The sequence below is a fragment of the Streptomyces sp. NPDC052052 genome, assembly GCF_040680455.1.
Classification (GTDB): Bacteria; Actinomycetota; Actinomycetes; order Streptomycetales; family Streptomycetaceae; genus Streptomyces.
Genome location: NZ_JBFAWU010000037.1, coordinates 42,730 through 54,671, shown reverse-complemented (window position 1 = coordinate 54,671; position 11,942 = coordinate 42,730). Strand labels below are relative to the sequence as shown.

General features: G+C 63.7%; 10 protein-coding genes and 1 pseudogene. 6 read left to right on the top strand and 5 right to left on the bottom strand.

Features of this window, described 5'->3' with window-relative positions; genetic code table 11:
* Positions 1-917: pseudogene (locus tag AB0L71_RS31205) on the bottom strand (hypothetical protein); the annotation flags it as partial.
* Positions 918-1,440: 523 nt separating this feature from the next.
* Between AB0L71_RS31205 and AB0L71_RS31200 the strand changes: the two are divergent.
* A complete protein-coding gene (locus tag AB0L71_RS31200; protein WP_365249561.1) occupies positions 1,441-1,950 on the top strand; it encodes a GNAT family N-acetyltransferase in 510 nt (169 codons plus the stop codon).
* Between the two features lie 970 nt (positions 1,951-2,920).
* A complete protein-coding gene (locus AB0L71_RS31195) occupies positions 2,921-3,955 on the top strand; it encodes a DUF262 domain-containing protein (protein WP_365249559.1) in 1,035 nt (344 codons plus the stop codon).
* Positions 3,956-4,121: 166 nt separating this feature from the next.
* On the opposite strand, the gene AB0L71_RS31190 is transcribed toward AB0L71_RS31195, so the two are convergent.
* Positions 4,122-5,105 (bottom strand): YDG/SRA domain-containing protein, encoded by a 984-nt coding sequence (locus tag AB0L71_RS31190; RefSeq protein ID WP_365249556.1) that lies wholly within the window; start codon positions 5,103-5,105, stop codon positions 4,122-4,124.
* Positions 5,106-5,370: 265 nt separating this feature from the next.
* On the bottom strand, positions 5,371-6,006 hold the full coding sequence (locus tag AB0L71_RS31185; RefSeq protein WP_365249553.1) for an ATP-binding protein: 636 nt from the start codon (positions 6,004-6,006) through the stop codon (positions 5,371-5,373).
* Between the two features lie 222 nt (positions 6,007-6,228).
* Between AB0L71_RS31185 and AB0L71_RS31180 the strand changes: the two genes are divergently transcribed.
* Both AB0L71_RS31180 and AB0L71_RS31175 read left to right on the top strand, forming a co-directional pair.
* Positions 6,229-7,074: a helix-turn-helix transcriptional regulator gene (locus AB0L71_RS31180; RefSeq protein WP_365249550.1), complete on the top strand. Its 846-nt coding sequence runs from the start codon at positions 6,229-6,231 to the stop codon at positions 7,072-7,074.
* Positions 7,074-7,286, top strand: coding sequence for a DUF397 domain-containing protein (locus AB0L71_RS31175; RefSeq protein ID WP_365249547.1), 213 nt, complete (start codon positions 7,074-7,076; stop codon positions 7,284-7,286). The genes AB0L71_RS31180 and AB0L71_RS31175 overlap by 1 nt, the downstream gene beginning before the upstream one ends.
* A 48-nt stretch (positions 7,287-7,334) precedes the next feature.
* Here the strand turns inward: AB0L71_RS31175 and AB0L71_RS31170 are convergent, their stop codons facing one another.
* Both AB0L71_RS31170 and AB0L71_RS31165 read right to left on the bottom strand, forming a co-directional pair.
* Positions 7,335-8,300: a hypothetical protein gene (locus AB0L71_RS31170; protein ID WP_365249544.1), complete on the bottom strand. Its 966-nt coding sequence runs from the start codon at positions 8,298-8,300 to the stop codon at positions 7,335-7,337.
* A 250-nt stretch (positions 8,301-8,550) separates the two neighbouring features.
* Positions 8,551-9,336 carry an LPXTG cell wall anchor domain-containing protein gene (locus AB0L71_RS31165; RefSeq protein WP_365249542.1) on the bottom strand — a complete coding sequence of 262 codons (786 nt, stop codon included), beginning with the start codon at positions 9,334-9,336 and terminating at the stop codon, positions 8,551-8,553.
* Positions 9,337-9,828: 492 nt separating this feature from the next.
* On the opposite strand from AB0L71_RS31165, the gene AB0L71_RS31160 reads away from it, so the two are divergent.
* Both AB0L71_RS31160 and AB0L71_RS31155 read left to right on the top strand, forming a co-directional pair.
* Positions 9,829-10,392, top strand: a complete 564-nt coding sequence (locus AB0L71_RS31160; RefSeq protein WP_365249539.1) for a DinB family protein — start codon at positions 9,829-9,831, stop codon at positions 10,390-10,392.
* Positions 10,393-10,853: 461 nt separating this feature from the next.
* Positions 10,854-11,741, top strand: coding sequence for a helix-turn-helix domain-containing protein (locus AB0L71_RS31155; RefSeq protein ID WP_365249536.1), 888 nt, complete (start codon positions 10,854-10,856; stop codon positions 11,739-11,741).
* The last annotated feature ends 201 nt before the right edge of the window (positions 11,742-11,942 follow it).

The window sequence follows — 11,942 nt, the reverse complement described above, 5'->3', positions numbered from 1 at the left end:
TCGACCTTCTTGTCCAGGCCGGACAGGGTCTCCTCGACGTCCTTCTTCGTGGAGTCGTAGACCTTCTGGAGTCTCGCGGTGGCCTCGGCCCGCCGTTTCTCGTCCTTCGACTTCGTCTCGCCCTTGCCCCCGTCGACCTGCTTGCCCGCCGAAGCACGGGTCGCGGTCAGTGCGTTCATCGCCTGCGCACCGGATGCCGCCGCCCCGACCTTGGCCGTGTTCAGCTGCTGGTTCTCGGCCGCCCGGCCCTTGGCCGGGGCCTTCACGGAATCGGTCTCGGCGGTCTTCTTCGCGGACAGGGCCTGATCGAACTCCGGCTCGTTGCCCTGGGCGAGCTGCTCCTCGGTGACCTCCGCATCCGCCATCGCCTGGTCGTTCGCAGCAGGACCCTCGGAGAAGTCCGTCACCGCGGCCGGCTGCTTCTCGGGGATCGCGTCCGCCGCGGACGGGGCACCCGGGTTGGCCGGGGGCTGGTCCGGGACCATCGGGGTGACCGGCTTGTCCTTGGCCGCCGACGTGTCCGGCGGGGCCTTCGTCGCCGTATCGATGTCCTTGGCCGAGGACTCCTTGCCGTCCTTGACCTTCCCGTCCACCTCCGACTTGATCGTGTCGGCCTTGCCGGACTTGGAGAACTTGTCCGCGTCATTCAGGTTCTTCGGCGCCTGCGCATCGATCGCCTTGTTCACCGCATCGATGAACGCCTGCTTGTTGAACTCACCCGGCTTCGCCGCATTCATCTTCTCCGCGTTCGCCGCCTTGCCCTGCGCCTCCTTGTCATCCGGCGGCGCCACTGCCGCATCCTGCGCCGACTTCGACTCGGACGCGGCAGGAACATGGACAGCCATCCTGGTCCGCTTCGCCGCCACGTCCGCCTTCACCTTGCGGAACCCCGCCGCCTGCGCCGCAGAAGGCTTCACCGGAGCCGTATACCGCTGCGCCACCAGACGCGACACCGCCGCATTCCCCGCCACACGCTGCAACCGCTGCAGATCACGCGCACCGGGTACGGAACGAGCACCAGGCGGACGATGAGGGTCAGTCGGCCGTAACCGCGCCGCGCCGTCCGTGACGTTCACATCGTCACGATGAGGGTTCCCCCGGCGGTCGGTCGCAGGGGCAGCGTCCTTCTCCGGAACCGCCTTCATGCGCCCTCCCGTTGCCGCTACCGCTTCTCAGCTGTGTCAGCCCGCGCACCAAGAGGGACGATACGAAGCTCGGGAGGAACGGTGGAAGAGAAGAAGCCGGAAGAGGGGGACGGGCTGCCTCTCCGGTCACCACCCCTTGCACGAACGGGCATCCGGAGCCGCGCCCACCTCCGCCGACACCACACGCCACCACCGTGACCCCAGCCGATACGGGACAGGGGCGCGCCCCAACCCGATCGGTCGACCGGCATGCTGTCAGCCTCCTTCGCCCGCCAGGCGACCGTATGGTTCTGCCATGCCCGACCTCCAGCGCCTCCGCCCCGACCACGCCCCGGCCGTGCTCGCCTTCGAGCGGGAGAACCGTGCCTTCTTCGCCGCTTCGGTACCGGATCGGGGCGACGACTACTTCGCCCAGTTCGACGTACAGCACGCCGCCCGGATCGCCGAACAGGCCGCCGGTATCTGCCACTTCCATCTACTGGTGGACGGCATGGGTGAGGTGTTGGGCCGGTTCAACCTGGTGGACGTCGCCAACGGTGCCGCCGACCTCGGCTACCGCGTCGCCGAGAAGGCCACCGGCCGCGGCCTGGCCACAGCGACCGTCCGCCGCCTGTGCGTCCTGGCCGCCGAGGAGTACGGCCTGACCGCCCTGCGCGCCGCGACCACCCTCGACAACCCGGCCTCCCAAACGGTGCTGACCCGGGCCGGTTTCGTTGCCACCGACGAGGAGGTGCTGCTGAGCGGGCGCCCGGGGCGGGGATACCTACGAGACTTGGACAGACTCTGCGTGGCCCAGGGTGAATAGCAAGGACCGCTCCAAGTCGCGGGAGGAATCACGCAAGTCGACCTGACTTGGTAGACCTGCACGCGTAGGTGACGATAAATAGGGAATCGGTCATCCCCAACGACTTTACATATGAAGCGGCACCGGTTTCTGTACTTACCAGACGTTGAGTGCCGCCGGTCTCAGCACCTTCACCCCGGTCGCGTGAGAGACTCAGGACGGCCTTTGGCTTGCTCGACCGTGTGAGACCTAGCGTCAGCCTCGATCCCTCGAGACAACACTCGGCTTGACCCTTGGCCGTCAGTAGGACGTAGTAGTGAAGTGGAGACGGAGGAGTCTTCACTAGCTAGGCGGTTGCCATGCGTTGCCGAGGGGGGCATTTGAAGACTGCGACCGAGAGTGGACTTGACGATGCCATTGCGAGTTCACTTGCCGACTTCCAAGAAGGACTCAAGCGGTATGACGACCCGCTGAGAATTGTTCGTGAGTTCATTACGCACGGACCTTGCGTGGCAATCGACCGAGGCACGCACGCTGCACTTCGCGAGACAGTAGCCGATTCGCTAGACATTCACCCTAACCGCGACGTGTACACAGTGGGATCGGCGAAACTAGGGTTCAGTATAAAGCCACACGCCCGCTTCCGATCCTTTAGCGACACTTCAGATGTCGACATTGCCGTGGTTTCGCCAAAAATTTACACAGACCTTTGGCGGGAGGTGCGCAATTTCAAGGACTCCAAGGGCCTCTGGAAGAAGAATTTTGAGGACATGTTCAAAATTCGGCACTTTTGGGGGTCAATCCACTTGACCGACCTTCCAGTATCCCCCCTTATACCCACCCAGAAAAAACTTTGGGAGTTGGGGCGCACTCTTCAACGCGTTCGAGCCGCTGGCCCCTATAAGGTGACATTTGCCGTTTGGAGCGAAATGGAATCTCTCGAAAGTTACCAAGCTCGATCCGTGTCCGCCTGCCAGGAGAACGATCGACTGTGAAGACTACCGCGACCAACAAGAAGGTACGTCAACTCCTGACTGCGATAGGAGAGGGCAGCCTGGTTCTGCAACCAGACTTTCAACGCCGACTAGTTTGGACAACTAAAAACAAGCAGGAATTCATCAGAACGGTCCTAGAAGGCCTCCCATTCCCGGAGATCTTCCTCTGTGACGGACACGTCGACCTGACGACTGGTGCGGGAAGTCAGCAGCTCGTTGACGGGCAACAGAGAATTACTACTCTTTATCAGTATTTTACGGGCTCCTCGGAGCTTCCCATCGGCTCCCTCACACCCTACGAAGAGCTCGAGGACAAGGAAAAGCTCGACTTCCTCAACTACGACGTGGTTGTTAGAGATCTCGGCGAACTAAGCGATCAAGAGGTTCGTCAGGTCTTCTACCGAATGAACGCGACAAACTACGCCTTGAACGCCATGGAGGTAAATAACGCCCGCTTTGATGGGGCACTCAAACGTGCAGCGCAGGATGTTAGCGAATGGTCATTCTTCGATAATCACCGCGTCTTCAATGCGGCCGATATTCGCCGAATGAACGACATCAAGTGGTGCCTCACTCTGATCATCACGCTCATCTCTGGATATTTCAGTCGCGACACCGAGCACGAGGAATACCTGGAGCAGTACAATAGCGAATTCCCCGAATCCGAAGAAGTGAAGGGTGATATCGCTGCCGCTGCCGAGTTGATCGAGAAGTTTAACGTTGACAGCAAGAGTCGCATCTGGCAGAAGAACGATCTATTCACACTACTCGTTGAGATCGTCGGGTTCGGCCCGAACGGCTGCACCGACATCTCCGGATTGGGTGCAGCCCTAGCTTCCTTCTACGCCGAGGTGGATGGAATCTCAGCAGGGATCTCACCAAAAACGTACAAGGAGAGCGCCGAGCAGTATCGAGTTGACGTGATCTCCGGCAGCAATGAGCGCGCACGTAGAATTCGACGCGGCGAGATCATTAAGGAGATCGCCAAGCCGTTCTTCGTAGATAGCAAGGCGAAGCGGCTAGGACAATGAGTGAGTCATCGCAAGCCCCGAAGCAGATCTCCGAGACATACCCACCAGCATCCGTTACCAGACCCGCGAGAAGAAGAGCACCAAGACGGAAAGCCCATGGGCATTGCCTGGAACCTGGTCATGAGATCCCTGCTGACGTATGGATATATTCAGCGATTGCCGCAGGTTAGCGATCCAGATCGCTTATACGCCAGAAGCGGCGATGCGCTTGCAGAAAGCGTTTTCCAATGCGGTGCTGTTCCACCACTCTCAACGGAAGCATTCGCGAGTTCAGACCTTTCGCGTAGCGATCCACAACGTGGAAGTCATCGGTCAGATAGACGGCGCCGCGATCAAGTCGCACATGGCAGTTGGGGCATAGACACAGCACATTCCCTTCGACATCAGGGCCCCCAACCAAGCCCCCAAGCGCTTGTATGTGAGCCCCCTCGGCATAGCTCTCACCCCCAGCCCCAACCGTCAACGACTGAGCACAGATCTGGCACGTGTACGCATGCCATCGCTTGACCCGGCGTACGACAGCTGTGTCGCGGACGATACGTTCAACCGTGGACTTCCGTCGCTGGGTAGTCATTTCGGGAACGTCAGCGCTGTTCTCATCAGCGCCGCCTTGATCGCGGCCGTCAAGAATGTCTCGAACCTGCTGCTCAAGGGATGTCAGTTCCTGCATTCCAGCTGGGAGGCGGCGCAGCCTAAACCGACAGATCCGGAAGCCTGCCTTACCGACCTCGGTCCACTCTTCGACAATCTGGTAGAGACCGTCATACCGGTATCCGCTTACGGGCGAATAATCTCGCTCACCTTCACTGCCGCGGATGACCCGTATAGGGTTGCCCGATATCCGACTCCTCCGGAGACCCGCGTTCCCACGGTTCTCCCAATTCTGATCCTCTATCTGCCGACTAGTGTTGCGATCTCGACCACCCGCACCTGTATAAATGACCTCGTCCCACCCATCGAGATCATCTTCATAGCCCTGATTCAGCACGATGGCATCGGCAGCCCTCTCCCCGTTGGCGTCAAGTCCCCACGAGATGCCCGCCTCGCGCTCTTTGTGAAGTTTGGCATCTTTGACAGCTTGCCGGGATCCAAAATGTGCGCCCGGAAGGTACTCATCCACATGCCCGAAGAAAGCTCTGTACGCAGCCATGCGAACATACTTCCGGCCACTCGAACTCCTTCGAGCCCTCCAGTCGCCCCGCGCAGCTAAGTGGCCTAATCTGTCCGGCGCTTGACCTAAAATCGACGACTGTCCGAGTCCTCCGGCGCCTCGGGCTGCGAGCACCGCCGGTGGGGCCGCAACGCTGTGCGGCGCACACCAGGCACCACAGGTTGGACGTATCCGTCCCATCGCAGCCCGCTTCCAAGTCACACAACTCTTCAACGATGTTGACAATGCCCCGGCATAGGTCAATTCACGCCGTATCGGCCACCTGGGCATCGAAGTGCGTTTGTGCGCATTCGAGGGCCTCATCCGGATCGCAGCCGTGCGCACGAAACCAATGGAGAAGGTCGACGATGAGATCGATCGCCACCTCCCTCCCCAAGGCCAGGCTCAGCCGTTCACGACGAGAGTCTGCCGAGATGCTGCCAAGCCCGCAAAGCCCCAACAGCGCTTCTGCCTTCGCGACTTGCGGCCCATCAACGTGATCGTTTGATGACCGGAGGCCGGTGGCCATCTCACACCAGGTGACCTTGGAGTCACCGCGCAGGATGACACCCCAGCGATCGGCGATACCGTCCACAAGGGTCATACCCCGCCCCGCCGCGCTCTCCCCCGCTGCCGTGAGGAGCGTAGGGAGGGCCTGGACGTCGGGATCACTTACCTCGATGCGAAGCCGGTCTCCGTTCATGGACACGGCGAGACACGACGGGGTGCCGGGCCCTACATGCTTGATCACGTTTGCGACCAGCTCCGTTACGCAGACCTGTGCCGCGTAGACGACTTCTGGCAATCCCCAGAGCTCCAGGCGCAACCGCATCACTCGTCGCAGACCGGCGAGCTCCTCTGCTTCTGCCAGAAACGCGCGATCCCAAGGCTTTCTGTCCACGCTGAAACGACACCCATCCAATCCGACCACTCCTCCACCACCAGACGATCACTACATGCGTCCACTTCCTCACTTACAGTGGCAGTGAAACTCTCAAAATGGAACTCTCATGAGGAAGCGCTGGGAGCACACAGCCCGACGCGCGCCCCCGGAGTGCGCTGTCTTGCTCGATGCACCCCGCACCGTGCACGCTCGTGAGGATCAACCTGAAGGACCGCATCCATGCCAGTCGGACCAACCACCCGTAGACGCCAACTCGGCGCTGATCTACGCCGCCTCCGCGAAAACAAGGGACTCACGCTGGAAGAGGCTGGGACGCGAGTGGGCATCTCCAAAGCAACCTTGAGCCGCTACGAAACGAAGGATGGCACGGTCAAGTGGCCAGCCGTCGATGCCCTCTGCCGTGAGTATGGCGCCTCGGATCAGGAACGTGCTTCGCTGATCGAGTTGGCCAAGGGCGCGCGGATTCAGGGCTGGTGGCGCTCGCTCGCGGACCCCATCCCAGAGTCGATGAACCTCATGCTGACTCTCGAAAACGAAGTGGTCAGCCAGGACCACTACGCCTGCATGTACGTGCCTGGCCTGCTCCAGACACGCGCGTACGCAGAAGCGGTGCATCGCGCCTCAGAGATGCGGTGCACCGACCAAGAGATCCGCCACATGGTTGACATCCGCATGAAACGGCAGGAACTACTCGCGCGCACCGAGCCTCCGCACATCTGGGCGGTGATTGACGAAGCAGTCATCCGGCGCATCGTGGGTGGCCGCGCTGTCATGCGCGAGCAGTTGGAGCATCTCTGCGCGCAGGCCGCCCTGCCCCATATCACCGTTCAGATACTGCCGTTCGAATCAGGCGCCCATGCCGCAGCGGTGGGCAGTTTCGTCATGCTTGGCGGCCCCGCCCCCGAACTCGACGTCGTGTACGTGGACATCATCGGCGGTGGGCTCTTCATGGAGAAGCCGCAGGAACTCGCGCGCTATAAATTGGCGTTCGAGTACCTGCGTGCGCAGGCGTTGGATATCGACCTGTCTGCCGCGCTCCTGCGTCGGGTCTGTGGGGAGCTTTGATGGACCAGGAACAGCTGCACTGGATCAAGTCGTCGTACAGCGGCGGCAGCGGTACCGAGTGTGTCGAGGTAACCGCCCTGGCCGGCGCCATCGGGGTGCGCGACTCGAAGCGACCCCGGGGGCCCCGGATGGAGCTCCAACGAAACACCTGGTTGGAGTTCATACGGAGCCTGCGGCAGTCCGTGCCCGTGGTGAACACCGGAGAGTGGTGATCCAACTAAGCCCGTGCTCCGAACAGTTGGTGCCGGCCGCGAGTGAGGTCACCCCTCACCCACCAGAGCCGTCTGCGCCCCGTTGATCCGTGCGAACCGTTCCCGCCAGGGGACGCGGCCGGGATCCGGTGCGGGGGCGCCGCGGTGGGCGGTGTGTGCGGCGGACCTGCGGCACGGGGGGCATTCCGTCTCGTCGGCCAGGGGGCGGAAGACGTGTTTCTCGCCCGGGCCCTCGCACTCCTGGAGTTCGCGGACGAGCGAGGGGCCGTCGGGTCCGGGCAGGGGCTGCGGTTCGGGGAGTTTCTGGATGAGGCGGTAGCGCAGGAAGCCGACGGCTGAGCGCACGCCGCCTTCCGGGCGTTCGGCGAGGAGGGCCTGGCGCAGGTCGGACTCGCTCAGGCCGTGCTCCAGCCACTTGACGGCCTCCACGGCCAGTGCGCGGGCCTCGCTCACGCCCAGGTGGAGTTCGCGGCGGGAGTGGCGCAGGGAGAGCAGGAGCCGTTCCGCGCGGACCAGTTGGGCCGGATCGGCGGTCGTGGCCGCGGGCTGCGGTTCGGAGGGTGGGTGGGGAGTGGTCTTATCACTGTGGTCTTCTAACGGTTGATAGTCACCGACCGTCCGGGGAGTCGGTTCACCGACGGTCGGAGAGTGCGTACTCGGTGGCGGGGTGGGGGCGAGGGTGGGCGAGTCCTGGCGCAGGTGTCCCGCTTGCTCGGTCGTCAGGGGGCTGTTCGCGACGAGTTGATCGGTGAACCAGTGGCCTCCGGGGCCCTGGCCTCGCCACTCGTGCACATAGCCGTGCTGGATGAGTTGTTGCTTCGCCTTCTGGTAGGCGCGGCCCTTGATGCCCACTTTCTGGGCGAGTTCACTCAACGGCTTGTACATGTCGTCCTCGGGGAGGCCCTGGACGTACAGGATCAGGATCTTCGCGTCGCTGTTCAGACGCGGATGGCGTACGACGTCGTGTGACGCCTTGGTGTAGCGCCTGGAGGGCGCGATAGCATGACGCATCATTCCCGGTGGCTCCATTCCACTGGTGGTGTAGGCCCTCGGATTGGTGTTGGCGCACCGCCGGGGGCTGCTCCATGCGTGCGTGTACACACAGAGCGTGATGACGTCGTCACCGTACCGCATCGCCGCCATCTCCCACCATGTGAACGGGATTTCACGTCTCGCGCGCGCAAGGGTGGCGGTCGGCCGGGCAGCACGGTGCCCCCGTACCCGTCACTGATGACGGGTACGGGGGCACCAGGGTTTCGCTACGTCAGTGCTGCTGAGCCTTGCGGCGACGGATCACCAGGAAGGCGCCGGCCGCGACGAGCACGGCGGCCGCTGCGGACAGCAGGCCGACGGGTGCGCCGGTGCCGGTCGAGGCGAGGTCGCCACTCTGCGAGGACGCGGGAGACGCGGCGTCCGCGGACGGGGCCGCACCCTCAGAGGTCGACGACGTGGGGGTGCCGGTCGACTGCCCCGGGGTGCCGGGAGTCTCGGAGCTGCCCGGGGTCTCGGAGGTGCCGGGGTTCTCCGGGGTGCCGGGAGTCTCCGGGGTGCCCGGGTTCTCGGGGGTACCGGGAGTCTCCGGGGTACCGGGAGTCTCCGGCGTGCCCGGGTTCTCCGGAGTGCCGGGGTTCTCCGGGTTCTCGTCTTCGCAGTCGACCCAGAAGACCTTGTGCTTGGCCTTGCCCTTCTCGCCGTCGAAGTTCCAGAACAACTTGTAGTGGCCGTCGGACAGGGACTGATCCTCCGAGCGGCGGTGTCCGTCGGAGTCGAGTTCCAGCGAACCGGACTTGACGGTTTCGCCCTTGACTCCGGCGGACGGGGCCCAGGTTTCGATGTGCCAGTCGACCTGCTGGCCGGCATCGAAACCGAAGGCGTCGAGATAGAAGGTGCACACGTGAGGCTCGTTCTTACGAAGTTCCTCGCCGGTCGCGGCGTCATGGATCTTCACGGTGCCGTTGTCACCAGCAGGGGTGGCGTGTGCCGTAGGGGCAAGCAGAAGGGCCGCAGTGACGGCGGCCGCGAACGTGCTTGCGGAAGCAACTGTACGCATGGGCAATCCAACGATTGAAGGAAAGGACTACCGTGGGGGGGTTGAAGCCACCCTCCTGCTACCGCCATGCGCCCGTCAATTTCCCTCTGGCAACGTATGTCTGATTACGCACCAGTTGCCGTATCAGTCCCAGGTAACGATTGAGACCGGAAACCTGGCCGATACACCGATACGGGCGATTTGGCATACCTGGTCCCTGCGGGAGAGGTCGGATGCCTGCCATGGGTCGATCGCGGCCACGCCTCGCGCCATGACGATGAACCGAGCCGGAGCCGCCTGGGGTGGGACGCCATCGACGCACCCGCCCGCGGCAAGGAACGCGGACGTCTACGTCACAACGGGCTCGGGGCGCATGGGCCTCGCCGTGGTCCGGAGCTTCTCGCCGAGGAATCACCCCGTACGCACCTGACACTGAACCTGGCCGTTTGACGCAACGCGGTGAGCTCCGGCTCCTAGAGTGGCACCCCACCCATAGCGCAGGAGGCCACGTTCATGGGCCCTACGTCCACCGCCGCTTCACAGGCCGGGGAACGCGAGGACCTGCTCGCGCTCGTAGCCGATCAGCGCACCAACTTTCTCTACACCGTCACCGGCGTCAGTGAGCCGCAGGCCCGTATCCGCACCACCGTCAGCGAGTTGACACTCGGTGGCCTCGTCAAACATCTCTGCACCGTCCAACGGACATGGCTCGCGGTGGTCGACGGTACCGCCCCGAGCGAGGTCCGCTGGGCAGATCTGGACCCGGACGGCAGCCGGATGACCGAGGGCGAGACCCTGACCGGGCTGCTCGACTCATTCCACGCGGCGGCTGCGGAGTTCGACCGGACGGTGCAGCAGGAGCCCGACCTCGACCGTGTGGTGACACTCCCCCGCTACCCCTGGTCTCCGCCGGAGCCGATCACGTGGACCGTTCGCCACGTGCTGTTGCATGTATTCCGCGAGATCGCCCACCACAGCGGGCACGCCGACATCATCCGTGAGGCGTTGGATGGCGCCAGCACCACAGCCCGCATGGCCGAGGCCGCCTCGCACGGCAGCGGTGCGGGGAACGAATGAGACACGACCCGGCCCGAGTGTCCACGCCCAACTCTGACCAGGCGTTGAAGCTCCCCCTGTGACTCCTGCTTGCATGCGGACACTCTGTCGGGTGCCTGCTCCTGTTCTTGGATGCCGCCCGGCACCCTTGGATGCAGAGACCTTCGGCATACGTCGTTTCGCTCGTTTCGCCTGAGAAGTGCTTCTTTCCACGGAACGGTCTGGACCCTCCACAGTCCTTGCGCTTCGGGCCAGGAGCGCGTCTCGCATGTGTAATCAGCCTTGGACAGGTCACCTCGCGAAAGCGCGAGGTGAGCCTCACTGTCCGACAGGCTCGACATCGGGTGCGTTCCGCGAATTCGACGTGATCATGGCGATATGGGGGATGTCAGGTGATCGAAACCGTTTTCCGCAGCGATGAGTTACCGGTCGGCGATCGGCTTGAGTGGTGGCGGGAGCTGACCTCGCGGGCGCTTACGCCCATGACGATCACCAGCGAACACGCCGATGACTTCCGGGCCGGTCTCCGCCTGTTGGAGCTTGGGGTCACGCAGGCGTCAGTGCTGTCCTACCCGTCGTTGCGCTCCCTTCGCACACCGGCCCTGATCCGCCGTTCCGACCCCGAGCTGTATCACCTGTCCCTGACGCTGACGGGCGGGCAGACCCTCTCCCAAGGCGGTCGTGACGCGTCGGTGGGGGCCGGTGACCTGCTGCTGTACGACAGCTCCCATCCGGCCGACGCCCAGGTCTTCCCCGGGCACGGGGGCGCCGTCGAAGGAATCATCGTGAACGTGCCCCGTGCGGCACTTCCTCTTCCGGAGGCGAAGGTCGACCGCCTCCTGGCGACACCGCTGCCGGCAGACGCAGGCGTGGGGGCGTTGCTGTCCCAGTTCCTCACTCGCCTGGCCGCCGAGTCCGCCGGCCTGGGGCCGCAAGACGCCGTCCGCCTGGGGGCGGTCACCCTTGACCTGGTCACCGCGTTCCTGGCGCAGCACGTGGACGCAGCCGGCACCGTTCCCCCGGAAAACCGTCAGCAGGCCCTGCTGGTCGGCATCCACTCCTTCATCGAACGCAACCTGGGCGATCCGCAGTTGTCGCCCGCCACGATCGCCGCCGCCCATCACATCTCCGTGCGATACCTGCACCTGTTGTTCCAGCAGCGCGGTACCACCGTGTCCGCCTGGATCCGCCACCGCAGACTTGAGCGATGTCGGCGGGACCTGACCGACCCCCTGCTGTGTCAGCAGCCGCTCCACAGCGTGGCAGCCCGGTGGGGTTTCCGGCACCCAGCCGAGTTCAGCCGCGCGTTCCGCGCCGCCCACGGAATGCCGCCGCGGGACTACCGGGAGCAGGCTCAGCGCTCGACGTAGTGCACTCAGCGCCAAGGACCCTGCGCGGACCGTCAACGACTTCCGCCCCTCCCTCGGGGAGAGTCATCCCGGAACGCGGCCGGGGTGGACATGACATGCCCGGCATGGGTGATCCGTGTGTGGTGCTCCCGGTCGACTGCGAGCCGGGCCTCGCCCGTTTCACCCGCCAGAAGACGGCCACGGATCTCAGGACGAAGGAGT